General features: G+C 70.9%; 17 protein-coding genes. 9 read left to right on the top strand and 8 right to left on the bottom strand.

Translation table 11 applies throughout. The annotated features are described in order from the left end of the window. Positions 1 to 66 precede the first annotated feature (66 nt). Positions 67 to 459 (top strand): hypothetical protein, encoded by a 393-nt coding sequence (locus WMF45_RS45040; protein ID WP_437528227.1) that lies wholly within the window; start codon positions 67 to 69, stop codon positions 457 to 459. Positions 460 to 468: 9 nt separating this feature from the next. Here WMF45_RS45040 and WMF45_RS45035 read toward each other — a convergent pair whose 3' ends face one another. Further along, on the bottom strand, positions 469 to 3,468 hold the full coding sequence (locus WMF45_RS45035; RefSeq protein ID WP_437712964.1) for a carboxypeptidase regulatory-like domain-containing protein: 3,000 nt from the start codon (positions 3,466 to 3,468) through the stop codon (positions 469 to 471). A 99-nt stretch (positions 3,469 to 3,567) separates the two neighbouring features. Then, positions 3,568 to 4,830, bottom strand: coding sequence for a LeuA family protein (locus WMF45_RS45030; RefSeq protein WP_437712962.1), 1,263 nt, complete (start codon positions 4,828 to 4,830; stop codon positions 3,568 to 3,570). A 158-nt stretch (positions 4,831 to 4,988) separates the two neighbouring features. Here WMF45_RS45030 and WMF45_RS45025 point away from each other — a divergent pair, with 158 nt between their 5' ends. The 6 genes from WMF45_RS45025 (at position 4,989) to WMF45_RS45000 (ending at position 12,558) form a co-directional block, all read left to right on the top strand. Continuing rightward, on the top strand, positions 4,989 to 7,283 hold the full coding sequence (locus WMF45_RS45025; protein WP_437712960.1) for a heme lyase CcmF/NrfE family subunit: 2,295 nt from the start codon (positions 4,989 to 4,991) through the stop codon (positions 7,281 to 7,283). Continuing rightward, the gene (locus tag WMF45_RS45020; protein ID WP_437712959.1) at positions 7,280 to 7,852 is read left to right on the top strand and encodes a cytochrome c-type biogenesis protein; all 573 of its coding nucleotides are present in this window, start codon (positions 7,280 to 7,282) and stop codon (positions 7,850 to 7,852) included. Before WMF45_RS45025 ends, WMF45_RS45020 begins: the two co-directional genes overlap by 4 nt. 50 nt (positions 7,853 to 7,902) lie before the next feature. Then, entirely contained in the window at positions 7,903 to 8,616 is a 714-nt protein-coding gene (locus tag WMF45_RS45015) for a hypothetical protein (protein WP_437712957.1), read from the top strand. After that, positions 8,613 to 10,253, top strand: a complete 1,641-nt coding sequence (locus WMF45_RS45010) for a carboxypeptidase-like regulatory domain-containing protein (RefSeq protein WP_437712955.1) — start codon at positions 8,613 to 8,615, stop codon at positions 10,251 to 10,253. Before WMF45_RS45015 ends, WMF45_RS45010 begins: the two co-directional genes overlap by 4 nt. Before the next feature lie 30 nt (positions 10,254 to 10,283). Continuing rightward, on the top strand, positions 10,284 to 11,156 hold the full coding sequence (locus tag WMF45_RS45005; protein WP_437712953.1) for a formylglycine-generating enzyme family protein: 873 nt from the start codon (positions 10,284 to 10,286) through the stop codon (positions 11,154 to 11,156). 160 nt (positions 11,157 to 11,316) lie between these two features. Beyond that, positions 11,317 to 12,558: a CinA family nicotinamide mononucleotide deamidase-related protein gene (locus WMF45_RS45000; RefSeq protein WP_437712951.1), complete on the top strand. Its 1,242-nt coding sequence runs from the start codon at positions 11,317 to 11,319 to the stop codon at positions 12,556 to 12,558. A 16-nt stretch (positions 12,559 to 12,574) separates the two neighbouring features. Here the strand turns inward: WMF45_RS45000 and clpB are convergent, their stop codons facing one another. The 4 genes from clpB to dnaN form a co-directional block, all read right to left on the bottom strand. Beyond that, entirely contained in the window at positions 12,575 to 15,184 is a 2,610-nt protein-coding gene (gene clpB, locus WMF45_RS44995) for an ATP-dependent chaperone ClpB (RefSeq protein ID WP_437712949.1), read from the bottom strand. Positions 15,185 to 15,491: 307 nt separating this feature from the next. Continuing rightward, positions 15,492 to 17,984: a DNA topoisomerase (ATP-hydrolyzing) subunit B gene (gyrB, locus tag WMF45_RS44990; protein ID WP_437712947.1), complete on the bottom strand. Its 2,493-nt coding sequence runs from the start codon at positions 17,982 to 17,984 to the stop codon at positions 15,492 to 15,494. A 446-nt stretch (positions 17,985 to 18,430) separates the two neighbouring features. Then, entirely contained in the window at positions 18,431 to 19,582 is a 1,152-nt protein-coding gene (gene recF / locus WMF45_RS44985; RefSeq protein WP_437712946.1) for a DNA replication/repair protein RecF, read from the bottom strand. Then, a complete protein-coding gene (gene dnaN / locus WMF45_RS44980) occupies positions 19,579 to 20,709 on the bottom strand; it encodes a DNA polymerase III subunit beta (RefSeq protein WP_012240773.1) in 1,131 nt (376 codons plus the stop codon). The genes recF and dnaN overlap by 4 nt, the downstream gene beginning before the upstream one ends. Before the next feature lie 371 nt (positions 20,710 to 21,080). Between dnaN and WMF45_RS44975 the strand changes: the two genes are divergently transcribed. Continuing rightward, positions 21,081 to 22,805: a protein kinase domain-containing protein gene (locus WMF45_RS44975; protein WP_437712944.1), complete on the top strand. Its 1,725-nt coding sequence runs from the start codon at positions 21,081 to 21,083 to the stop codon at positions 22,803 to 22,805. 24 nt (positions 22,806 to 22,829) lie between these two features. Beyond that, on the top strand, positions 22,830 to 23,483 hold the full coding sequence (locus tag WMF45_RS44970; RefSeq protein ID WP_437712942.1) for an ATP-binding cassette domain-containing protein: 654 nt from the start codon (positions 22,830 to 22,832) through the stop codon (positions 23,481 to 23,483). A gap of 132 nt (positions 23,484 to 23,615) precedes the next feature. Here the strand turns inward: WMF45_RS44970 and bioD are convergent, their stop codons facing one another. Beyond that, a complete protein-coding gene (gene bioD / locus WMF45_RS44965; RefSeq protein WP_437712940.1) occupies positions 23,616 to 24,314 on the bottom strand; it encodes a dethiobiotin synthase in 699 nt (232 codons plus the stop codon). Then, complete coding sequence (locus WMF45_RS44960; protein ID WP_437712938.1) at positions 24,311 to 25,465, bottom strand: aminotransferase class I/II-fold pyridoxal phosphate-dependent enzyme; 1,155 nt, start codon at positions 25,463 to 25,465, stop codon at positions 24,311 to 24,313. Before WMF45_RS44960 ends, bioD begins: the two co-directional genes overlap by 4 nt. Between the last annotated feature and the right edge of the window lie 38 nt (positions 25,466 to 25,503).

The raw sequence follows: 25,503 nt of genomic DNA, 5'->3' as shown, positions 1-25,503 counted from the left end.
CCTATTCATTCCGTTCTTCGTAGGATTTTCCAAATCGGGACCCCTCGAGGTTCCGAAGGAAGGCCCATGCAGAACCGCATCAAGACCGCTCTGGCCCTGGGGATGGCGATGACCGCCGTGGTGGGCTGCTCGAAGACCCCTCGCGATCGTCTTCAGGGGCGCTGGTATGGCGATGCCATCGAGAACGCCCCTGTGGACCAGCTCACCAAGGCGACCGGATGGGTGAAGGGAACGGCGCTCGAGTTCAACGGCAGCAAGGTGACGGTGACCGTGCCCGCGGAGACGCCGCGCAGCGGCACCTTCAAGGTGACGAAGGCGGACGGCGATCAGGTGACCGTCGCGTTCCTCCGCCCCGAGGGCGGCCTCGATGAAGCGGCGTTCCGCTTCGCCGCCGATCAGACGCTGCGCTGGGAGATCGGCGACGGCCGCGCCATCGTGCTGACGAAGGCGAAGAACTGATCTCGGCGGCTATCGCCGCACCCGCTCCCTCCGCACCCGGGTGAGCCACCGCGCCTCGCCGCGATCGCCGTCCCGCGCGAGCAGCACCACGACATCCTCCGAGAGCGGCCCGGTGAGGCGCCGCCGCGCTTCCTCGATGGAGCGCACCTCGACGCCGTTCACGGACAGGAGCCGATCGCCGGGCTCGATGCCGGCCTCCTCGGCCTCGCTCGCCGGGGGCACCGACACCACGGTCACGGTCTTTCGCTCCTCGCCGAGCGTCACCGCCAGGCTCCCTGCGCCCTTCGGGTCTTGCCGCGCGCCGTCTCCTGGCAGCGCGATCCTCACGCGCTCGGTCGTCCTGCCGGCCCGGACCTGCACCGGCTGCGACTCGGCGCGCCCGAGATCCGCGCTGTACGCCTCGAGGATCGCGGTGCCCTCGGGCAGCCCGCCGAGCTGGAACCGCCCGTCGCGGTCGGTGGTCACCACGCCCGGCGGCAGCGGGCCGAGCGGCAGGTACGTCGGCACGCGGTCGCGCGCGACGCGGGCCCCCGCCACCGCGTCCCCGCGCTGATCGACGACCTGGCCGGCGACCTCTCCCGCCTCGGACAGGTCGATGCGCCCGAGGTCCGTCGGGCGATCGGGATCGCCGGCGATCGTGACCCGCAGCGTCGCCGGCGCGTACCCGTCGCGGCTCACCGTCACGCGGAACTGGCCCGGCGCGAGGTCGGCGAGCGTGAAGGCGCCCTCCGCGTCGCTCGTCGCGCGGCGCGGCCCGGTCGTCGAGAACAGCGTGATCCGCGCGCCCTCGAGCCGCTCCCGCCCGCCGCGCCCGGTCACGGTGCCGGTCGCCTTGAGGGCCGCGCCCATCTCGAGGCGCAGCTCCTTCGGCGCGGCGTCGACCTGCTCGACGCGCGGCGACTTCCCGGAGCGCACGAGGCTTACCCGGAGCGGCAAGCCGGCGGCGTCGGGCAGCAGCGCGTCGCCGTCGTCGTCCGTGAACAGCGTCTTGCGGAGCGGGACGGCCACGTCGAGCGAGAGCACGCGCACCTCCACGCGATCGAGCGGGTAGCCGCGATCGTCGGCGACGTGGATGGCCACCGCCTCGCGCACCTTCGGGAGGACGACCTCGATCTCCTTGCGATCGCGCTCCGGCACCTCGACGACGAGCCGCGCCACGACGTCGCCGGGCGACTCGGCCCGGGAGACCGAGACGAGCACCTCGTCGGGGACCGCGGCGAAGGCGAACGTGCCGTCGTCCGCGGAGTACGTCACCCGCTCGAGCGAGCCGGCGGTCGCGGCCAGCTCCACGCGCGCGCCGGCGACCGGCTTGCGGTCCTCCTCGAGGACGCGGCCCTCGAGCAGGCCACCCTGGCGCATCACCACGCGCACGCGGGCCTCGCCGCCCGGCTGCAGGGTCACGATCTCGCTGGGCGTCTCGACGTACTCCGGGTGCCGGACGATGGCGTGGACGCGCCCGGGGGTGACGGGCTCGGCCCGGAACGTGCCGTCGGCGCGCGTGACCCACGGCTCGCCCGAGCGCACCGAGGCGGCCGGCAGGACCGCGTCGCCACGCGGCAGGTCCGGGATCGGGCCCGGCATGACCCCGAGCTCGCCCGCGGGGATCAGCGGCGCCGGGCCGGGCAGGGCGCGCTCGAAGTGCTCGTCCCTGAAGTCGGACATCGCGGTGGTCTCGTCGATGGGCATCCCCTCGGCGTCGGCGCCCACGACCTCGATCGTCGCGCCCGGCACCGGGTAGCCGCGGTCGTCGACGACCTCACCCACGAGCGCGCCGCCGCGGAGCAGGGGGATGCGCACCTCGGTGGCCCCTGCGTCGACCTGCACGGCGTTCCTCGGCACGAAGCCGGCCGCCAGGGCCGACGCGCTCGCGTACCCGGGCGCGATGGGCCCGAGCGTCACGGACCCGTCGTCGCCCGTGCGGCCGTGCAGCGGGAACGCCGACAGCCCCTGCTCGACGAGCACGACGTTCGCGCCCTTCACGGCCGGCGCGTCCTCGCCGTCGCCGTCGGTCACGAGGAGCCGCACGTGGCGGCCGGGCCCGAGGACGAGCTTCACCTCCTTGCCCTCGCCGCGCCTCACGGGCACGGCCAGCGCGGTCGCGCTCACGGCGGCGCCGCGCCGGGCCTTGAGGTCGTACACCCCGTCGCGGAGCCCGGCGATCCTCGCGGCGCCCGTCGCGTCCGTTGTCGTGCTGCGCGCTGGCCACAGCCCGGTGCCGGCGGCGAGCACGGTCGCGCCGTCGGCCGGCTGCCCCTCCGCATCCACAACGCGGACCGTCAGGGCGCCGAGCCGATCCATGCGGAGCCTGAGCGGCGCCGGCCCGGGCACGATGCCCGTCCGCACGGTGTCCTCGAAGCCGAGCGCCGACGCGCGGACGACGTAGGGCGCCGCCCCGAGCCGATCGAACCGCGCGCGGCCGCCTTCGGCGGTGGTCGCCACGAAGGGGAGGGGATCGGCGGTCGCGACCGTCACCTCGGCGCCGTCGATCGGGCGCTCCGCCTCGTCGACGACCAGCACGTCCAGCACCTTCGCGGGCCGCAGCACGAGGTCGACGGCGCGGGGGCCTGGCTCGAGCGCGACGCGGGTCGAGGCGCGGGCCCGCTCCGCGCCGTACGCCATGATCCAGGCCTCCCCGGACGGCAGCCCGGCGAAGCGAGCCTCGCCCGAGGGATCGGTCTTCAGCTCGCCCGCGAAGTAGGCGCGGTCCTCGCGCAGGGCGAAGACGCGCACGGTGGCGTCCTTCAGCGGGCGCCCCTGCTCGTCGCGCACGGTGGCGGTGAGCTCTGCCGAGCGCCCTTCCACCCACGCGGGCACCGGCGGCGCCGGGATCGGCGCCCGCGGCAGGAACCGCGGCCCCAGATCGCGCAGCGTGGTCGCGGCGAGGAAGCAGACCAGCGCGGCGATCGCGGCCAGGACGGTATCGAGCCGCGACCGGCGCTCGGCCCGGTCGGCTTCCGCTGCGGGTCGCTTGTCCTGTTCCGCTGCGGGTTGCTTGTCCTGCTCGGCCACGGCCTGGATTTCTACTCCGGATCCGCGAAAACGCCGAACGTCCCGCCGCCGTTCCCGCGGCCGTGCCCGGATCCGCGGCGCCGCGCCGGCGTCCCGAGATCAGGCCTGGCGGCCGCGGTGCAGCTCGATCACGGCCTGGATCTCCTCCTCGGACAGGATGTGATCCGTGGCCTTGGCCTTCGCCAGGATGGCGTCGACGAGCTCCTTCGAGGGCTCGATCTTTCGCTGCCGGAGCCAGTAGTTCACGTTGGAGGCCCCGGACATGTAGCCCACGCAGATCTCCTGCTTTCGCCCGAACATGCCGGCGGGCACGCCGGAGTAGATCCGGTCGGCCATCCAGGAGTCGCCCTTCGACTCGGCCTTGATGATGGCCGCCGCGTGCACGCCGGTCGCCGTGCGGAAGGCGTCCCGCCCGACCAGGGGATAATTGATGGGCACCTGCCAGCCGACCGCCTGCGCGGCCGTCGTGCAGTACTCGAGGAGGTGGGTGAGGTCCTGGTGCTCGAGGAGGCCGAGGAGCTTCATGTTGAGCAGGATGAGCTCCATCGCGGCGTTGCCGACCCGCTCGCCGATCCCGAGGGCGGTGCCGTGCACCCGGTCCGCGCCGAACTGGAGCGCCCAGATCGCGTTCTCGAGCGCGAGGCCGCGATCGTTGTGGCCGTGCCAGTCGATGCCGACCGACGCCCCGGCCCCCGCGACGATGGCCCGCGTGAAGTTGATGAGGTTGCGAACCCCGTCCGGCGTCGCGTGCCCGACGGTATCGCACAGGCACAGCCGGGACGCGCCGTGATCGATGGCGACCTTGAAGAGCGTCGCCAGCACCTCGGGGCGCGAGCGCGTTGTGTCCTCCGTGACGTAGGCGACGGGGAGCCCGGCGTTCACGCCCGCGTCGATCGCCGCGGCGCTCCGCTGCGCGATGAGCTCGACGTCCCACGCCTCCGCGAGCTGCCGGATCGGGCTCGATCCGATGAAGGCGTAGATCTCCACAGGGATCCCTGCGCGCTGGGAGATCTCGATCATGGGCGTGATGTCCGAGACGACCGTGCGGCCCGCGCAGGCGACGCGGAGCGGCAGGTTGTTGTCGGCCACCTCCCTGCACATCCGGAGCACGTCCTCGAACGCCCGCTGCGAGCTGCCGGGCAGGCCGACGTCGGCGATCTGGATACCGATCTTGGCCATCAGGTGGAGCAGCTTGAGCTTGCTCTCGATGTTCGGATCGGCGACCGAGGGGTTCTGCAGGCCGTCGCGCAGGGTCTCGTCGAAGAAGCCGATGTTCTCCGGGATGACCCGCCCGACGCGCCCGACCTCGTTCCAGTCGTAGATCAGCTCGGTCGGGCGGTTACCGGAGGCAGCGATCGCCATGCACTATTATAGTGCGCCTCGCTCGACGCCGGGCCTGAAGCGAAGCTTTTGCGGGGCGCTCGACATGACGCACGGCGCAGGTGAAGGCAGGTGATCGGTCGCGCGCTGCGGTGCGCTGGCCCTGCGCGCCCGGCAAGCCTAAGCTTGCGCCCACGACGATGTGGCAATCCCTACCTGAGTTCGGGACCGGTGTCCTTTACGCCATTCTGGTCACCGCGGCGTATACCTTCGCCGTCGGGCTCGCGTCGGCGCGCGGGCGGCCGCGGCTGCTCCAGGCCGCGCGCCTCGGCGCGTACGGCACGATCGCGCTGGTCGGCCTCGCGGTGCTCGTGCTGGCGTACGCCTTCGTCAGCCACGATTTCCGGATCGCCTACGTCGCGCAGTACAGCGACCGGTCCATGAGCACGCCGTACCTCATCGCCGCGCTCTGGGGCGGGCAGGACGGCTCGCTGCTCTGGTGGATGTTCCTGACCGCGCTCTTCTCGGGCACCTGCGTCGTCTGGCTGCAGCGCCGGTATCTGGAGCTCCAGCCCTACGTCATCGCCACGCTGATGAGCGTCCTGATCTTCTTCGCCGCGCTGATGATCTTCGCGGTGAACCCGTTCCGGACGAGCGTGGCGGGCGCCCCGCTCGACGGCAACGGGCTGAACTACCAGCTGCGCAACTTCTACATGATCATCCACCCGCCGAGCCTCTACATCGGCTTCACGAGCGCGGCGGTCCCGTTCGCGTTCGCGATCGCCGCGCTCGCCACGGGCCGGCTCGACAGCGAGTGGATCGTGGCGACGCGCAAGTGGATGCTCTTCTCCTGGCTGTTCCTCTCCATCGGCAACGTGCTCGGCATGCTGTGGGCTTACGAGGAGCTCGGCTGGGGCGGCCCGTGGGCCTGGGATCCGGTCGAGAACGCCGCGTTCCTCCCGTGGCTCACCGCGAGCGCCTACGTCCACTCGACGATGATCCAGGAGCGCCGCGGCATGCTGAAGGTGTGGAACATCTCGCTCATCTGCGGGACGTTCTTCCTCACCATCTTCGGCACCTGGCTCACGCGGTCCGGCCTCATCGCGAGCGTCCACTCGTTCGCCCAGTCCGGCATCGGCATCTGGTTCGTCGGCTTCATGGCCGTGATCCTGGCCACGTGCACCGCGCTGATCGTCTACCGCCTGCCGCGGCTGCGCAGCGACGGGCAGTTCGAGTCGATGCTGTCGCGCGAGGCCGCGTTCCTCTTCAACAACTGGGGCTTCTTCAGCATCATGATCTTCATCGCGGTCGCGACGGTGTGGCCGCGCATCAGCGAGTGGCTGCTCGACCAGAAGTCGACGCTCGGGCCGACGTTCTACAACATGTGGCTGCCCCCGATCGCGCTCGTGGTCTTCCTGCTCATGGGCGTCGCGCCGCTGCTCGGGTGGCGGAAGACGTCGCCGGAGCTCTTCCGGAAGAGCTTCCGCTGGCCGGTGCTGGCCACGGTCGTCACGGTGGCGCTCCACCTGACGCTCGGGAAGAGGGTGGGCTTCGCCCCGTTCGTCGCCGTGGACCCGATCTACCCCGGCCAGTTCGGCGACGCGCTCGCGAAGCTCGCGTCGACCTACCCGTTCTTCACGGTGGCCATCGCCGCGTTCAACATCGCCGTGGTCGCGCAGGAGTTCGCCCGCGGCATCGCGGCGCGGCAGAAGCGCGGGAAAGAGCCGCTCTTCACCTCCTTCTACAACCTCGTCGCCAGGTCACGGCGCCGCTACGGCGGCTACATCGTGCACGTCGGCATCGCGGTGATGTTCCTCGGGTTCGCCGGCCGCGCGTGGGGCGTCGACAAGGAGATCAGCCTCCACCCGGGCGAGTCCGTGCAGATCGAGGAGTACCGCCTCACCTACGCCGGCCCGCGCATGGAGGTCGACAGCGAGAAGCGGATGGTCTTCGCCGACCTCGACGTCGAGCGCCACGGCGCGCCGATCGGCCGTATCAGCCCCGCGAAGTTCATCTACAAGGCGTCCCCGGAGGCGCCGTCGACCGAGGTCGCGCGGCACATCACCGTCAAGAACGACCTCTACGTGATCATCGGGATGGCGAACCCCCAGACGAAGGTCGCTTCGTTCCAGATCCACGTGAACAACCTGATCTCGTTCATGTGGTTCGGCGCGGGCATCCTCATCCTGGGGGCGCTCGTCGCGATGTGGCCTGACATCGCGCTCGAGGAGGCCGGCGCGTTCGGTTATGTGCGGGCGGCGGGGTCCGTCACCGCGTCGGTCGTGTTCGCCTTCCTGCTCGCCGGCGGCCCGTCGCAGGCCTACGGGCACCCCGTCCAGGAGGGGCTCGGGCGGCCCGTCTTGGTCGCGCCCGGCGCGGCGGACGGCGACGTCCGCGCCCCGGGCTCCGGCGCGTCGCTTGATCCCGGGCGGTCGCCCGCGAAAGGTGCCATCCTCCCGACCGCTGCCGAATCGATGCAGCCGGCGTTCGAATGAGCCGCACGCGAAGACTCATCCAAGGCATCACCCTCCTCGTCGCGGGCGCCCTCGCCCTCGTCGTCCTGCTGCGCTCGCCGGAGTTCGCCCACAGCCAGCAGCTCGGCGAGGGGATGCAGCGCTCGGGCGTCGTCGGCATCGCGAACGACATCGAGCGCAAGCTCTTCTGGAGCCTGATCTGCACGTGCGGCTGCCCGCGCGAGACCCTCGGGACGTGCACGTGCGGCACCGCGCACGAGCGCCGCGACCAGCTCCGCGAGGCGCTCGCGTCGGGGCTGTCGATCGAGGCCATCCAGGCCGCCTACGCCGAGCGCTACGGGGCGGAGGCGCTGGCCGTGCCGCCGAACAAGGGGAGCCAGCGGCTGCTCTACCTCCTCCCGCTCGGCGCCATCGTGGTCGGCGCGGGCATCGTCGTCGCGACGCTCCGCCGATGGAAGCGGCGCAGCGACGAGGCGGGCGCCGCCAGTCAGCAGCGATCCGCGAAGGGCGTTGTCCCCGGCGCCCGTGACGATTACGACGACAAGCTCGACGAGGAGCTCAAGAGCCTGGACCGCGAAGACCGCGAATGAGCGCCGAACAGCCCGCCAAAAGCGCCACCTCGGCCACGGCCGACGAGACCGTGACCAGGGGTACTGACTCGCCGCTGGAGCGGCAGATCGTGCATTACGCCCGCTTCGGGGCGCCGCTCGCGGCGCTCGTCGGCGCCGGCGTCGCGGGGCTCGTCGCCGGGCCGCCCGCGGCGATCCTCGTGCTCGCGGGCGGCGCGCTGGTCGCCGTCATCGCCATCTTCTGGGCGAGCCTCCGCGTGCTGATCGGGGAGACGCCGCTGAGCGGCGCCGACGCCTACGCGATCGGCGCGCCGCGCGCCGAAGAGGAGCAGAAGCAGGCCGTCCTGCGTGCGCTCAAGGACCTCGAGTTCGAGCGGAGCGTCGGGAAGATCAGCGATGAGGACTACGCCGAGCTCGTCGCGAAGTACCGCGCCGAGGCGAAGCGGCTCCTCCGCCTGCTGGACGCCGACGCGCAGCCGCGGCGCGAGCAGGTCGCGGCGCTCGTGGCGAGGCACCTCCGGCGCGCCGGGCTCCAGGACGACGGCGCGCCCAAGGAGCCGGACGAGGCCGCGGCGACGGCGGAGCCCGCGGCGACGGCGGAGCCCGCGGCGACGCAGGGCGTGGCGTGCGGGGAGTGCGGCACGCTGAACGACGAAGACGCGGTGTTTTGCAAGAAGTGCGGGACCAAGCGCGCGCTCGGCGCGCCTCAGGACGACCCGGCTGCGACGGACGACGCCGCGGCCAGCGTCGATGAGGACGAGAACGACCGCAGGAGGGCCTCGTGATGCGCTGGACCGAGTGTACCGCGCTCGCCGCGATCGCCTCGCTGAGCATCACCGCCGCGCAGGCGGTGCAGGCGCAGCCGGCGGCGCCGGCGCAGCCCACGGCGGACAAGGCCGCTCCGGCGCAGCCCGCAGCGGCGAAGGCTGCTCCAGCGCAGCCCGCGGCCGGGAAGGCCGCGCCGGCGCAGCCCGCAGCGGCGAAGCCGGGGGAGAAGCCGGCGGCGACGCCGGGCGGCGCCGCGCCTGCCGGCGCCGGCGGTCCTGCTGCGACCTCGACGGCCGCGGCGGCGGACGCAGGCGCGCCCGACGCTGCGAGCGAGCTCCCGCCGGGGCATCCCGAGGTGGGGCAGGCGCTGCCTTCGGGCCATCCGCCGGTGGGGAAGCCTCCTGCGGCAGATGCGGCCTCCCGGCGCGCCTCGGAGCAGCTGACGGGCCTGTTCGATGCGCCCGATGACACCGTCCAGGAAGACACGGGGCTCCCGCCCGGCGTCCTCGTGCTCACCGTGCAGGACGCGGATGGGAACCCCGTCCCTCGCATCTCCGTCGACGTCGACATCTTGCAGAGCTCGGTGGCGAAGGGCGACTCGCGCGAGCGCATCAGCCGGGAGACGGACGACGCGGGCGCCGTCCGGCTCGAGAACCTCGCGATCGCCGGCGGCACGAGCTACGGCATCTCGGTCACGCGCGACGGCGCAACGTTCTCGATCCCGCATTTCGGGCTCAGCGCCGAGGCCGGAAAGCGGGCCGTGCTCCACATCTACGAGGCCACGCCGAACGTGAGCGGCCTGATGGTCGGGACGCAGGGCATCGTCTACCTCCAGCTCCGGCAAGACTCGATCTCGGTGGAGCAGCTGTTCCAGGTCTTCAACCTCGGCCGCGTCGCCTGGCTGCCCAACGAGACGTTCGCGCTCCCTGGCGACTACAAGGCCTTCAACAAGACCGAAGGCATGGGCGAGGAGATGCGCTTCGACGAGGTCAAGGGCACCGGCGTGGCGCTGCGCGGCACCGTGAGCCCTGGCCGGCACGAAGGGCAGTTCCGCTGGCAGGTCCCGCTCCAGGGCGAAGAGCGCCAGACGATCCGCATCGAGCTGCCGCCGCGCATCGCCCAGATGCGGGTGATGGCCGAGGCGTCCAAATCGATGACGCTGAACGTCGCCGGCTTCCCCGCGGCCCAGCGCACCCAGAACCGGGACGGGAAGAAGATCCTGATCACCGAGATGCAGGGCACCCGCATGGAGGGCGGGATGAAGGTCGTCGAGATCACGCTCGGCGGCCTGCCGACGCCGGGCGTGGGCCGGTGGATCGCGCTGGTGCTGGCCGGCGCGACCGTGATCGGCGGGGCCGCGCTGAACCTGGTCCGGCGGCGCGACCAGGACCGCGGGCCCGACGACGAGGAGCGGCGGGAGCTGCTCGAGGCGCGGAACGCGCTGCTCGACGAGTTCGTCGAGCTCGAGCGCGCGCGCAAGCGGGGCGATGTCGGCCCGAAGACGTACGATCGCGTCCGAGCGGCGCTCCTCGACGCGCTCGCGCGCATCGTGGCCATGATCGAGGCCAGGCCGGCGCGCGGGAAGGCCGCCGGCGCGCGCGGGCAGGCCGCCGGCGCGCTCAAGGCCGACGCCGCTGGATCGCCGCGCTCCTGAGGGGTGGGGGCAGCACCGGACGTCGGGCGGATGCCGTGGTGGAAGGCCGGTCTCGCCGCGGGCGCGGCCCTCCTGATCGGCGCCACCGTCGCGCTCGCGCTCCATCTCGCGGAGCCGCCGGCGCGCTGCGCGCCGGGGATGGTCGCGCTCGGCCCGCGGTGTTGCGGCGAGGGCCAGCGCCTCGATGACGCCGGCCGCTGCGCAGGCGCGCCGGGGCGTTGCGGCGCCGGCCTCTCGGTGACCCCCGCTGGCTGCGTCGCGCCGGCCGCGGCCGTCCGCATCGCCGCCGGGACGCTGCGCCTCGGGCCGAGCGACTGGGAGGCGCAGGGCATCGTCGACCCGCGCGCGGTGTTCGTCCCGGCGTTCTCGCTCGACGCGTTCGAGATCACCGAGCAGCGCTACGCCGCTTGCGTCGACGCCGGCGCGTGCGCCCCGCTCCCGCTGCGCGGCGAGCCCGGGGTCCCGGTCACGGGCGTCACCCTGGCCGAGTCGGCTCGGTATTGCGCCTTCGCGGGCGGGGCGCTCCCCTCGCGGGATCAGCTCGCCTTCGCCGCGGCGGGCGACCCGGGCCGGCGGTATCCGTGGGGAGACACCGGCGCGGTCTGCCGGCGCGCCGCATTCGGCTTGCGAGCGGGCCCGTGCGGCTGGGGCGCGACGGGCCCCGAGCTCGCCGGCTCGCGCCCCGACGGCGCCGCCGTGCACACCGGCGGTCGGGTGTTCGATCTGGCCGGCAATGTTGCCGAGTGGGCGGCCCCTGATCCGCTCGAGGGCGAGTTCTCGGGAACTCACGGCGGATCCTGGACGGATGGGGCTGCGGCGGCGCTCCGCACCTGGAATCGTCGCCTTGTCCCGGTATCCATCCGAGCGCCGGATCTCGGCTTCCGGTGTGTCTATCCACCGTAGCGCTCGCAAGCGCGCCCCGCTCGGCGGCGGGCGGGTGGGGGAGGGGATGCGGTGGGGGAACAAATGGCGCGGGGCGACAAAACCACCCCGCTTTCCGACCGTAAAACAATCCGGAAACGCGCTCCGGCGGCGCCGGATGGAGTTAGAGTCCCAAGTCCCAATGACTGTCGCGCTTCTCTCGATCGGGACCGAGCTCACCCGCGGCGAGATCATCAACACCAACGAGGCCTGGCTCGCTGCCGAGCTCACCGCAGCGGGCTTCACGGTCAGCGAATCCAGCACCGTCGACGATGACGTCGATCGCATCGTCGCCGCGGTCCGCCAGCTCGCGAGCGCGCACCGGCTGGTGATCGCCACCGGCGGCCTCGGCCCCACGACCGACGACCTCACCGCGCGTGCCGCGGCCCGTGCGATGGGCACCGACCTCGTGCGCGACGAGAGCACGCTGCTCGCCATTCGCCGGCGCGTCGAGAGCCGGGGCAAGACGATGAACGCGGGCCACGAGAAGCAGGCCGAGGTCCCCACCGGGTCGGAGATCCTTCCGAACTCCTCCGGCAGCGCGCCCGGCTTCGGCATTCACCTTGGCGAGTCCACCGTGTTCTTCCTCCCGGGTGTGCCGCGGGAGATGAAGAGCATGTTCGCCGAGCAGGTGCTGCCGCGCGTGCGGCCGGCCGCTCCGAACAACACCTTTCAGGTCCGCCTCCGCACCTACGGCCTTCCCGAGTCCACGCTGGGCGAGCTCCTGAAGGGCGTGGAGGAGGCCCATCCCGGCGTCACGCTCGGCTACCGCGTGCACTACCCGGAGGTCGACGTGAAGGTCCACGCCCGCGCCGCCACGCAGTCGATGGCGCACGAGCTGGCCTTGAAGGCGACGGCCGATGTCCGTGAGCGGCTCGGCACCGCCGTGTACGGGGAGGGGGGCGACGCCTTCCCGGAGATGGTCGGGCGTTCCGTGCGCGCCCGTGGCTGGAGGCTCGCCGTGTCGGAGTCGTGCACCGGCGGCCTGATCTCTCACCTGCTCACCAGTTATCCGGCGAGCGACTACCTGGTTGGCGCCGCGGTCACCTACGCGAACAGCGCCAAGACGCGGCTGCTCGGCGTCGCGGAGGACACCCTGCGCGGCCACGGCGCGGTGTCGGCCGAGGTCGCCGCCGAGATGGCGCAGGGCGTCCGCCGCCTCTGCGAGGTCGACGTCGCCATCTCCGTGACGGGCATCGCCGGCCCGACGGGCGGCACGGCGACCAAGCCGGTGGGCCTCTGCTACTGGGCTGTGTCGCACCCCGGCGGCCTCGTCGTGCGCGACCGGGTGTTCTCGGGGGATCGCGAGGAGGTCCAGCTTGGCGCCGCGTACGCCGTCCTGGACCTCCTCCGCCGCATCGCCGGCAATCTCCCTGAGCGCTGACGCGGGCTGATGAGCGTCAGTTCGGCGCTGCGCGCGTGAAGGTGAGCCCTCCGGCCCCGCGCTCGATCCGCACCGTGTCTCCCTGCTTGAACTCGCCGCCGAGGATGCGCTTCGCGAGCTCGTCCTCGATGCTCCGCTGGATGGCGCGCTTCAGCGGCCTCGCGCCGTACTGCGGATCCCACCCTTGCTCGATGAGGTAGCCCTTCGCCTCCGACGAGATGGTGAAGAGCAGCCCGCGTCGATCCAGGCGCTTGCGCAGCAGGTCGAGCTGGATATCGACGATCTGCTCCATCTGCTCGCGCGCCAGCCGCCGGAACACGATGAGATCGTCGAGGCGATTCAAGAACTCCGGGCGGAAGTGCTTCCGCACCTCCTCGATGACGGCCCTCCTCACGAGCTCGGCCTTCTCGTCCGCCGGCAGGTTCGCTCGCTCCTCGATCGCCGCCGCCGCCGGCGTCCCGAGGTTCGATGTCAGGATGATGATCGTGTTCTTGAAATCGACCGTGTGCCCCTGGCCGTCGGTCAGGCGTCCATCGTCGAGCACCTGGAGGAGCGTGTTCCAGATGTCCGGGTGGGCCTTCTCGATCTCGTCGAACAGCACCACGCTGTACGGCCGCCGGCGCACCGGCTCCGTGAGCTGGCCTCCCTCCTCGTAGCCGACGTACCCGGGCGGCGCGCCGATCAGCCGGGCCACCGCGTGGCGCTCCCCGTACTCGCTCATATCGAGCCGCACCATGGCCCGCTCGTCGTCGAAGAGGATCTCGGCGAGCGCGCGCGCGAGCTCGGTCTTGCCGACGCCGGTCGGCCCGAGGAACAGGAACGATCCGATCGGCCGGCGCTCGTCGCCGAGCCCGGCCCTCGAGCGCCGGATGGCGTTCGACACCGCGCGGAGCGCGTCCTCCTGCCCGACGACGCGCCGACGCAGCTCCTCCTCGAGGCGCAGCAGCTTCTGCATCTCGCTCTCGAGCATCTTGGAGACGGGGATCCCGGTCCATTTCGAGACGACCGCGGCGATGTCCTCGTCGGTGACCTCCTCCTTCAGGTAGCTCTGCTTCGACTGCACCTGGGAGAGGGTGGCGCGGATTGACTCGAGCTTCTTCTCGATCTCCGGGATCTTGCCGTAATGGATCTCCGCGGCGCGCCCGAGGTCGCCCGCGCGCTTCAGCCGCTCCTCCTCGAGCCGGAGCTCCTCGATCTGCGGCTTGCTCCGGCGCAGCTCGGAGATGAGCTCCTTCTCGCGCATCCACTGCGCCCGCATCGCGTCGCGCTGCCCCTGGAGGTCGGCGATCTCGCGCCGCACCTCGTCGAGGCGGACCTTGCTCGCCTTGTCGCTCTCGCGCTTGAGCGCCTGTTCTTCCATCTGCAGCTTGAGCAGATCGCGCTCGACCTGATCGATCGGCGTGGGCAGGCTGTCGATCTCCATACGGATCTTCGACGCCGCCTCGTCGACCAGATCGATCGCCTTGTCGGGCAAGAAGCGCTCGGTGATGTACCGGTTCGACAGGACGGCGGCCCCGACGAGCGCCGCGTCCTGGATGCGGATCCCGTGGTGGACCTCGTACTTCTCCTTGAGGCCTCGCAGGATGGCGATCGTGTCCTCGACGCTGGGCTGCGTGACGAGCACCTGCTGGAACCGCCGCTCCAGCGCCGCGTCCTTCTCGATCCGCTTGCGGTACTCGTCGAGGGTGGTCGCGCCGATGCACCGGAGCTCGCCGCGCGCGAGCGCCGGCTTCAGCATGTTGGCCGCGTCCATGGCGCCCTCGGCCGCGCCGGCGCCCACCAGCGTGTGGAGCTCGTCGATGAACAGGATGATGCGGCCGTTCGAGCCCTCGATCTCCTTGAGCACGGCCTTGAGCCGGTCCTCGAACTCCCCGCGGAACTTCGAGCCTGCGACCATGGCGGCGAGATCGAGCGCCGCGATGGTCTTGTCCTTGAGCGACTCCGGCACGTCGCCCGCGACGATGCGCTGCGCGATGCCCTCGACGATCGCCGTCTTGCCGACGCCGGGCTCGCCGATGAGCACCGGATTGTTCTTGGTGCGCCGCGAGAGCACCTGGATGACGCGCCGGATCTCCTCGTCTCGGCCGATCACCGGATCGATCTTGCCCTGTCGAGCGAGCTTCGTGAGATCCCGCGTGTACTTCTCGAGCGCCTGGAACTTCCCCTCGGGGTCCCGGTCCGTCACGCGCTGATTGCCGCGCACGGCCGCGAGCGACGAGAGGAGCTTGTCGTACGAGAGCCCCGCTCGTTCGAAGATCGATTGGATCTCCTTGTCGGCCTTGATGCCGGCGAGCAGGACGTGCTCTGTCGAGATGTACTCGTCCTTGAGCGCCTTCGCCTCGTCTTCGGCCTTCTGCAGGACCGTGAGGGCGCGCCTCGACAGGTTCGGCTCGGCGCCGCCGCTGACGCGAGGGTAGGTGTCGATCTTCGCGTCGAGGAGGCGCAGCACGCCTGCCGGATCGGCGCCTGCCTTCTGCACCAGAGGCGCGCCGACGCCGCCGTCCTGGCTGACGATCGCCCGCACAAGGTGCTCGGGATAGAGCTCGGGGTTTCCCCGACGGCTGCCGAAATCGACAGCGTCTCGTATGGCCTCTTGGGCCTTCGTCGTCATTCGCTCGATTTTCATGGCCCCTCGAAGCTAAGGCGGGTGCCCCGCCTAGCAAGGGGACAGCCAAGCAAGCGGCTTGCCAAAAATGCGGAAGGGCGCTGAAGGGCGTTTGAAGGGACGCCGAAGAGGCGCTGAAGGGATACCGAGCGAACAGGGCAGGTGAGCGATGCAGCGGCAGCGCCGTGTCAACCCCCGACCGTGCGCCTCGCGCGGGGGGCTCGACGCCCCGCACGCCCGGGCGCGGAGCCGGGGCGCCGCGCCCCCGGGCGCAGGAGCCGCGCCCGGCGCGCAGGAGCCGCGCGCCGGCAACGCGGGAGACGCAGGCTCAGATATCGAGGTTCTTCACGTTGAGCGCGTTCTGCTCGATGAAGTTGCGCCGCGGCTCGACCTGATCCCCCATCAGGATCGTGAAGAGCTCGTCCGTCTTCACCGCATCGTCGATGCGGACCTGGAGGAGAGTCCGAGCGTCCGGGTTCATCGTCGTCTCCCAGAGCTCGTCGGCGTTCATCTCGCCGAGGCCCTTGTAACGGCTGATCGAGATGCCCTTCTTGCCGCGCTCCTCGATGTACTCGACGAGCGACTCTCCGTTCTCGATGGTCTCCTCGCCGCTCGAGGTGCGCGCCCGGTACGGAGGCGCGCCGATGGACCGGAGGTCCTGCTCGATCGACCAGGCTTCCTGGTACTCCGGCGAGTTCACCAGATCCCAGTCGATGACGCTCTTTCGCGCGCTCGCGCCCGGGCGCGGCACGACCTCGATCCGGCTCGTCCCGTGCTCCGTGTCCCGGGGCGTCGACAGCGTGAGCGGGAACAGGTCCGGATAGCGCTGCTTCAGGTAGGCGCGGAGCTCGTCGGCGGCCGCGGCGACCTTCTTGGTCTCGCGCAGATCGTCGCGCCCGAGCCCGCTGGACCGCAGCAGCGCCGCCACGATCCGCGCGTCGCAGCGCTTGTCGATGTTGGAGAGCACGGCGCGGAACCGCTTCAGCCGCTGCGCCAGCCGGTAGAGCGGCTGGCCCGCGATGCCCGTCTGGGCGCCGCTGGCGACGATCTCGAGCCCGTCCACGGCGTTGCCCACGAGGAACTCGTCCAGGGCGCCCTGGTCCTTCAGGTACAGGTCCCGCTTGCCCTTGCGCACGCGGTAGAGCGGCGGCTGCGCGATGAACAGGTACCCCTTCTCCATGATCTCCGGCATCTGCCGGAAGAAGAAGGTCAGCAGCAGCGTGCGGATGTGGGAGCCGTCGACGTCGGCGTCCGTCATCAGGATGATCTTCTGGTAGCGGAGCTTGTCGATCTCGAAGCCGCCGGCGTCGTTGATCCCGCAGCCGAGGGCGGTGATCAGCGTGCCGACCTCGGCGGAGCTCAGCATGCGGTCGAGCCGCGCGCGCTCGACGTTCAGGATCTTCCCCTTCAGCGGGAGGATCGCCTGGAAGTGCCGGTCGCGCCCCATCTTGGCGCTGCCGCCGGCGCTCTCGCCCTCGACGATGTAGATCTCGCTCTTCTCCGGGTCCTTGGACTGGCAGTCGGCGAGCTTGCCCGAGAGCGAGGTCACGTCGAGCGAGCCCTTGCGGATCACCTCGCGCGCCTTGCGGGCCGCCTCGCGCGCCTTCGCCGCGACGACCGCCTTCTCGATGATCTTCTTCGCGCTCTGGGGGTTCTCTTCGAAGTACTGCCCGAGCTTGTCGCTCACGGCGGCCTCGACGATGCCCTTCACCTCGCTCGACACGAGCTTGGATTTCGTCTGCGAGTCGAACGACGGGTCCGGGTGCTTGATGCTGAGCACGCACGTCAGGCCCTCGCGCGCGTCCTCGCCCTGCAGGCCCTGCTTCAGCTCCTTGAAGAGGTTGTGCGCGCTCCCGTAGTTGTTGATCGTCTTCGTGAGCGCGGCGCGGAGCCCGGTGAGGTGGGTGCCGCCATCCCTGTTGTGGACGTTGTTCGTGTAACAGAAGATGGCTTCCGTATAGGAGCCATTCCACTGCAGCGCGACCTCCACGCCGACCGGCGGAGCCGCGGAGCGGCCGTTCGCGCCGTCGCCCGTGGCGCCGACCTCATGCTGCGACACGAAGCTGATCACGTCGTCGTGAATCGGCTCCTTGGTCTTGTTGAGCAGCGACACGAACTCGGAGATGCCCCCCTTGTACTCGTAGATCTCCGCTCTCCCGTCGGGGCGCTGGTCGTGGAGGTGGATGATGAGCCCGGCGTTCAGGAACGCGAGCTCGCGCAGGCGGCTCGCGAGGATGTCGAAGCTGAACTCGACCGTGCTGAAGACGAGCGGATCGGGCTTGAAGGTGAGCTTCGTCCCCGTCTTGTCCGTCACGCCGATCCCCTTGAGCGGCGCCTTCGGCACGCCCCGGGCGTACTCCTGAAACCAGAGCTTTCCTTCGCGCTTGATCTCGAGCTTCAGCCACTCGGAGACGGCGTTCACGGCGCTCACGCCGACGCCGTGCAAGCCCGCAGAGACCTTGTAGCTGGAGTTGTCGAACTTGCCGCCGGCGTGGAGGACGGTCATGACGACCTCTGCCGCGCTCATGCCCTTGGCGTGCATCCCGACCGGGATCCCGCGGCCGTTGTCCTCGATCGACACCGAGCCGTCGAAGTGGACGGTGACCCTGATCTCCGTGCAGGCGCCGGCGAGGTGCTCGTCGACAGCGTTGTCGATGGCTTCCCAGACAAGGTGGTGGAGCCCCGATCCGTCGTGCACATCGCCGATGTACATGCCGGGTCGCTTTCGCACCGCTTCAAGGCCTTCGAGCGCCGTGATGCTGTGGGCGTCATACGACGCCTTGGTGAGGTCGGTCGGCTGGCTCAGGGTGGGTTCCGTCATCTCGGTCCTGGTGGCGCGCCCGCCGCCTCTCACCGGGGGCGCAGAGCGGCGGAGGCCGCTCGGATTGCCGGAGTTCTTGCAGTGGAGGGGCCGGCTCGATGGCAGCTCGTCTGGTGAGACCCGGGCGCCGCGGCCGCGTCGCCGGATCGATTCCGGGGCCACGAGCGTTCATGTGCGGGCCGCCCGTCGATGCCCCGTAAAGACTGCGGAAATGTAGCCGAAATCAGGGGCTCGGGCAAGCGTTTCGCCGGGTCCGGAAGGCTCGTAACACCGTATTTTCGGTGCCCGTCGCGGGCGCGTCCGGAGCATCCCAACTCGCGCGCTCCGGGGCCGGGATCAACGCGTTTGACGGCGGTCGCGGCGCGGCCGGCTGACGTTCGTCACGCGCGCCGCGCGCGTCCGGCAGCCCGGCGGCGGCGCGCCCGCGACCGCGCCCGCGACGAACGTCAGCCGACCGCGCCGCCTTCGACGTGGAAATCGCGCCGCTCCGAGGAAGGTACGCCCGGCGTGACGATGAGATCGCGCCGCGTGGTCGTCAGGAATACCTGTCCGCGCGCCATGCCGAGGAACAGGAACAGCGCCGCGGTCCGGTCGGGATCGAGCTCGCTCGACACGTCGTCGAGCAGGAGGATCGGTTCTACGCCCCGGACGGAAGCAATGGCAGCGGTCTCTGCTGCTTTGAGCGCGAGCGTGAGGGCCCTGTGCTGGCCCTGGGAGGCGACAACGCGGGCGGGGTGGCCGTCGAGCTCGAGCAGCAGGTCGTCTCGGTGGGGGCCGTAGCCCGCGCTCGGCCGGTGCGCGTCGCGGCGGCGCTGCTCGCGCAGCGCCTCGCGGGCCTGCTCGGCGTCGCCGCTGCCGCCCGGCGCGTACCGCGCGGCCAGCGTCAGGTCGGGCGCGGCGATGCGGGCGAAGGCGTGCGTGAGCTCCGGCGCCAGCGCCTGGACGGCGGCCTCGCGGGCGCGGGTCAGCGCCGCGCCATGGAGGGAGCAGAGCGCCTCGAATGCGTCGAGCTCGGCGCTCGCCTGGGCCTGCGCGCCCCCGCCGCGGTGGAGCAGCTCGTGGCGCGCGCGGAGCGCCTGCGCGTAGCGGGCCCGGTGGTCGGCGCTCTGCGGGTCCATGAAGAGCGCCAGGCGATCGAGCAACGTGCGCCGCGCGCTCGCGGGCCCGGTGGACAGCGCGAGCTCCTCCGCGTGGAAGGCGACGACGGGCGATCGCGTCGCGAAGCTCGCCAGGCTCGGGGGCCGGTTGCCGTCGATGCGCACGACGCACCGCTTGTTCTCCACGGCGGCCGTCTGCTCGCGCGCGAGCGGCTGCAGCGCGTCCCGGCGCTCGACGAAGCGCGCCCGCGCGCTCGCGATCGGGGCGCCGTGGCGGACCAGCTCGGCGAGCCGGTGGGTGCGGAAGCTCCTCGAGGTCGCGGCGAAGTAGATCGCCTCGAGCAGGCTCGTCTTGCCCTGCCCGTTGTTGCCTGCGATCACGTTGATGCGCGGCGCGGGCTCGACGTCGACGCGGCCGAGGTTCCGGAACTCGCGGATGTGGAGCCGCTCGAGGAGGAGGCTCGGGGAGGGCCCCTCGGGCTCGTCGGAGGGCGCGCTCAAATCCGCATCGGCATGATGACGGCGACGTAGCTCTGCTGGTTCGACTCGCTGCCGGGCCGGATCACGGCGGGGTCGAGCTCGCCGGAGATGCCGAGGATGACCTCCTCGTCGTCGATCGAGGCGAGCACGTCGAGGAAGTACTTCGCGTTGAAGCCGATGGTGACCTCGGGTCCGCTGTAGTCGACGGCCACCTCGTCGAAGCCGGCGCCGGTGTCGGGGCTCTCGCTGGTGATCCGGAGCGTCCCCGGCGCGATCGACAGCTTGACGCCGCCGGTGCGGTCGTTGGCGGCGAGCGCGATGGCGCGGAGGGCCTCGGCGAACGCGACGCGGGGGGCGCGGACCGAGCGCTCGGTGACCGACGGGATGACCTGCTGGTAGGGCGGGAACTGCGCGTCGACGAGCTTCACCGAGAACTGCATCCCGGCGATGTTGAAGAACGCGTTCGGGCCGCTCTGGGTGATGGCGACCATCGGGGTCTCCTTCTCGGCGCGCGCCTCCTCGGCGAGGCGGCGGAGCTCGGTGATCGCCTTGAGCGGGATGAGCATGGTGGCCGTCGCGGAGCTGCCCGACACGGTCGCCTCCATCTTGGAGAGGCGATGGCCGTCGGTGGTCACCATCCTGACGCGATCGCCGGCCCACTCGAACAGGGCGCTGTTCACGTGGGCGCGGGTCTCGTCGGTGGAGATCGAGAAGTGGGTCCGGGTGATCAGGAGCGCGAGCTGCTCGACGGGGAGCTCCAGCGAGGGCGCGTCCACCGCCGGGGCGGGCAGCTGAGGGAACTCCGAGCCGGGGAGCCCGGGGAGCGTGTAGCGCCGAGGCGATCCCACGGCCTTGAGCGACGTGTGGGCGCCCTCGGTGGTGGTGATCTGGATCGGACCATCGGGCATGGCCTTCACGCGCTCCAGGAGGTCCCTGGCCGGGACGGCGACGGTGCCGCCGGTCTTGATGTCCGCGTGGGTCTGGCCGGTGACGCCGAGGTACAGGTCGGTCGCGGCGACGCGGACCGCGTTGCCCTCGGCGGCGAGCAGGACGTTGGCGAGCGCGGGCATCGCGCTCTTTTTGTCCGCCACGCCTTGGCAGCGCGCGACGAGGCGAAGCAGATCTTTCTTGGGGATCACAAGGTCCATAGCCGACTCCGGAGCCGCTCCCTTTAGCAGGGTTATCGCCCGGGGGTGCGCTGGAAATGAGCGCTCGCGTGACCTTGCGCAACGCCTCTTCTTTCCATGAAATAGATAGATAAAGACATCGTCTTCGTCGTAGGCGCTGTGGAGGGCGGGGATAACTCAGAATGCATAACGAATCCAACGAGTTAGAAGCGAACGCCCTGGGGTAAATGGACCGTCCTCAGGGGTAGGTGGACAGGGGAGAGCTGGCGGATGGCCGATCTCCCCCGTTTTGCCCCCAGGGTTGCCGGCGGGGTTATCCCCAAGGATCCCCCAGGGGGCGTGCGGGGTGATGTGGAACCGAGCCTTGCCTGTGTGCTCTGCCACGATGCGCTGTGCAGTTCCGAGCAGCACCTGGATGGAGTATTTCAAATTGTACGGACTTGAGTTCGGTGCGGTGCATCCACTGCGGTAGCCACCACGATCTCGCGGTGATCGTGTGTCCGGCGACCGGGCTGGTCGTCGCTCCGACCGATCCGCCGCCCTCCCGTGCGGGCGCTCGCGCTGGCGTGGTTCCGTCGCAGCCGATCCATCGGCCGCCAGCGCATCCTTCGTCGAGGGTGGCGCCGCCGTTGCTGAGGTGGCCGGCGGGCGTGGCGCCGAGCTCATCGGTTCGCGGCGCGCTGGCGCCGGGTGCGGAGCAGCGGGCTTTCGCGTCACGCGCTCCGTCGTCTGCCGTGGCGGGCTCGCGGACGCCGGCGTGGCCCGGGAGCCGCGGCGTGAGCCCGACCTCTTCCGGGCGCTCGCTGCTCGGCCATGTGATCGGCGACAAGTACGCGGTCACCGCCATCATCGGGGAGGGCGGCATGGGCGCTGTGTACGAGGCGGAGCACCTCCAGATCGGGCGGCTGGTCGCTGTCAAGGTGATGCATCCGCGGGAGACCCAGAAGCGCGAGGCCATCTCGAGGCTGGAGCACGAGGCGCGGGTCGCCGGGCGGATCGGTCATCCCAACATCTGTGAAGTGTACGATATGGGGTGGCTCCCTGACGGCAGTCCCTACCTCGTGATGGAACGTCTCCACGGGGAGACGCTGGCGCAGCGGATCGAGCGCTGTGGTGTCGTTCCGCCGAACGAGCTCGTCGACATCATGCTTCAGGTGCTCTCGGCGCTGGTGACGGCGCATGATCGCGGGATTGTCCACCGTGATCTGAAGCCGGAGAACATCTTCCTCTCGGAGCGCGCCGGCATGTTGCCGGTGGCCAAGCTCCTCGATTTCGGCATCTCCCAGGCCTCAGGCATGGATGGGGTGATGAGGGATCGGACCCGCACCGGCATGGTGATGGGCACGCCGTATTACATGGCGCCCGAGCAGGCACGGGGGGACGTGGAGCTTGACCGCCGGCTCGATCTGTGGGCTGCGGGTGTGATCCTGTACGAGGCGCTGACAGGTCAGCGCCCGTTCGTGGCCCGCGACTACAATGCATTGCTCGTCCAGATCCTCACGCTGTGGCACCGGCCGATGACGGAGCTCGATCCGACGATCCCGCCCGGCCTCTCGCGCCTCGTCGATCGCGCCCTGGAGAAGGCGCGGGATGAACGATTCCAGAGCGCGCGGGAGTTCCTTGAAGGGCTGCGGCGGTTCAAGAACCAGGTGCCGGTGTCCCAGAAGCGCCGGCCGGAGCGCGTTGCCGTTCAGAAGGTCGTCGAAGAACATTCCGACGACGGCGCGATGATGTTCGCTCGGCTCGGAGAGGGCGGGGAGAGGAGTGACTCTGGCAGGGTCGACCTGGCGGACGCTCTCGGCACGGAGGTAGCCGCGAGGAAGGAACCGCAGACAGCGGACGGCAACAAAGGCCTGCAGGTCCCTCAGGGCGTGCGGTCACGGTCGTCCGACGGTGACGCTGTGCGCAGACCGAGCGAGCCGGTCGCGGAGACGAATGACGGGCAGTCTGGTGACGATGAGTCGGAAGATCGACCTACGATTCCTTCACTGAGCCCGCTTGAAGCGGAGCTCTCCGACGATTCCGAGGCGACTGTCGTTGATCCGCCGGCGTTCCCGGAGGACATCACCACGGTCGTTCAGGGCGAAGGTCGCGCTCGAGGCGGCGACAAGAGCTGACGGGAACGCGAGCGCAGGAGCGAGGTGAGCGCTGTGAGGACGATCGAGCGCGTGGTGGCCCGTGGCGTCGTGAAGACCTACGGAGCGACGGCGGCGTTGCGTGGGGTGAACGCGACGATCGAGGCAGCGCGATTGACGCTCATCGAGGGGGCGAACGGGTCGGGCAAGTCGACGCTGCTCGGGATCCTCGGGACCGTGATCCGTCCCACGTCGGGCGCGGTGGACTACGCGCCGCTCGGCGACGATGTCGGGAGGGCGCGCGGCACCATCGGCTGGCTGTCCCACGAGTCGCTGGCGTACCCCGACCTCTCCGGTCGGCAGAACGTCGAGCTGGCGGCCGGCTTCCACGGGCTGGACGCGCACGAGGCGTGGCGTCATGCGGAGGAGCGCTTCGAGCTCGGGAGCTTTGCGCTGAGGCCGCTTCGCACCTGTTCGCGCGGCCAGCGACAACGAATCGCGCTCGCGAGAGCCCTGGTGCACCAGCCTTCGCTGGTGCTGCTGGATGAGCCGACCACGGGTCTCGACCGGGCAGGGGTAGCGCGGCTACTCGCGGTCGTGGACGCGGAGGTGGCGCGAGGCGCCGCGGTGGTCGTGGTGTCCCACGAGCCGGAGGTCTTCCGCGAGCGGGCGGCCGCCCGTCTGGTGCTGGAGCGGGGTCGCGTCGTCAACGCTACCTGACGGGGCGATCCGGTCCTTCGGAAGTCCTGCGAACCCGCCGAGCGAGGTCAGGATCGGTACTCGGGTCCGGTAGCTCGGCCTCGTGTCTCACGACCTCGGGGCTGCCCACCCCTTGAATGTGACGACGTCTCGCTACGAAAGGGCGAGACGCGCCAGGGCGACCTGCGCCGCGGCGAGCGATGCCGGCGAGGTTGGAGCGGCGCGCGGCATCACGACAGCTCCGGAAGCAACACCGAGTGCGACGAGCTCCTCCGCGTTCGTGCCGGTGGATGCGTCGGGCACTGCCGGCGGGTTCAGCACGATCACGGCTGGCGGAAGACCAGGGGCGAGCGCGCGGAGGGCAAGCGTGCAGCAAGCGATCTCGTGAAGGATGCCCAGCCGGTCGAGGCCGACCAGCACGACGGCATCGGGGGAGAGTGCGCGCACGAGGTCTGCGTTCGTCAGTCCCGGTCCGAGCGGGGAGAGGAGCGCGCCGGCGCTCTCCACAATCGCAAGGGGAGCGGACTGCCTGTCGACCCACGCGGTGGCGACGTCCAGCGAGATGGCGCGTCCGCAACGGCGCGCTGCCAGATGAGGGGAGATCGGTTCAGCGAAGCGGTAGGGTGCTGGCTCGGGCTGGACCGAGCTGGCGAGCGCCAGCTGCTCGGCGTCGGTCGTCGACGTGCCGTCGATGCCCGATTCGATAGGCTTCAGGCCGCAGACCTTGTCGCCGCGAGCTGCCAGCGCTGCGACAAGCGCGACCGACACGTGCGTCTTGCCCACCCCGGTCCCTGTTCCGACCACGGCGACCCGGATCCGTCCTGTTTCACGTGAAACAGGATGTCCCCTCATCGCATCGCCTCCCGGAACCCTGCGAGGGCACGCTCCACGTCCGACTCGGAGAGCGAGGCGTTCGCCACGATGCGGAGCCGCGACGTGCCCGCCGGCACCGTCGGCGGCCGGATCGCCTGGACGAGGACGCCCTCGCTCGCGAGGCGCCGGGACATCTCCACCGCGGCCCCCGGCGACTTCAGAAGCCAGGGGAGGATCGGGCCCGAGGAGTCAGCGAGCAGCTCGGCTCCCAGCGCCTGCAGACCGGAGCGAAGCCGCCGGGTGATCATCGCCAGGCGAGCCCGAGCCGCGTCGTCCGCGGCTGCGCGGTGGACCCGCTCCACCGCAGCGAACGCCACCACGGGGCTGATGCCGGTCGAGTAAACGAAGCTCCTGGCGCGGTTCCACAGGTAGGTTCGCAACGTCGAGGAGCCCGCGACGAAGGCGCCGTGGAGCCCGAGCGACTTGCCGAGCGTACCGATGAGCACGTCGGGGCGAACCCCGGCCTCAGCGCAGAGGCCAGCTCCGCGCGGTCCGAAGACACCGAGGGCGTGCGCCTCGTCCACGATCAACGCGGCATCGTGACGATCGCAGAGCTCACGGAGGCGGCGGAGGTCCGGGGTGTCGCCATCCATGCTGAAGAGCGATTCGGTCACCACCCACCGGCGGCGCGCGCCCCTGGCCCGCCCGAGGGCGCTCTCCACCGCCTCCACGTCGACATGGCCCACCACCTCGACCGCCGCCCCCGAAAGACGGCATCCATCGATGAGCGACGCGTGGTTCAGCGCGTCCGACACGACAACGTCTCCCGGCCTGGCCAGCGCGGCGACGGTGCCGACGTTCGCCGCATACCCCGAGGAGAACAGCAGCGTCGCTTCAACGCTCAGCCATGCGGCGAGCTCCCTCTCGGCCATCAGGTGGGCCTCGTGGGTCCCGCTCACCAGCCGGGACGCCCCCGCACCGCTCGCGGTCCCGAGCTCGGAAGGCAGGGCGAGCCCGGCGTAGCCGAGGTAGTCGTTGGAGCACAGGACCAGCAGCCGGTCGGAAGCCGGGGCAGCAGGGGGTGTGCGCAGCAGGCCGGCGCGCTCCATCTCGGAGAGCTCGTCCTGAAGATGGCGCAGGGCGTTCACGCCTCCAGGCGTGGGGTCGACGGCCTGGAAAGCTTCATCCATGGGTGCAGGCATGCCATCTCCAGTCAGCGGCAGGGCCG

Origin of the sequence: Sorangium sp. So ce448, assembly GCF_051520915.1 — a bacterium.
Taxonomy (GTDB): Bacteria; Myxococcota_A; Polyangia; order Polyangiales; family Polyangiaceae; genus Sorangium; species Sorangium cellulosum_B.
Note: the sequence above shows the minus strand (reverse complement) of the source record. Positions and strands in the feature narration are given on the sequence as shown.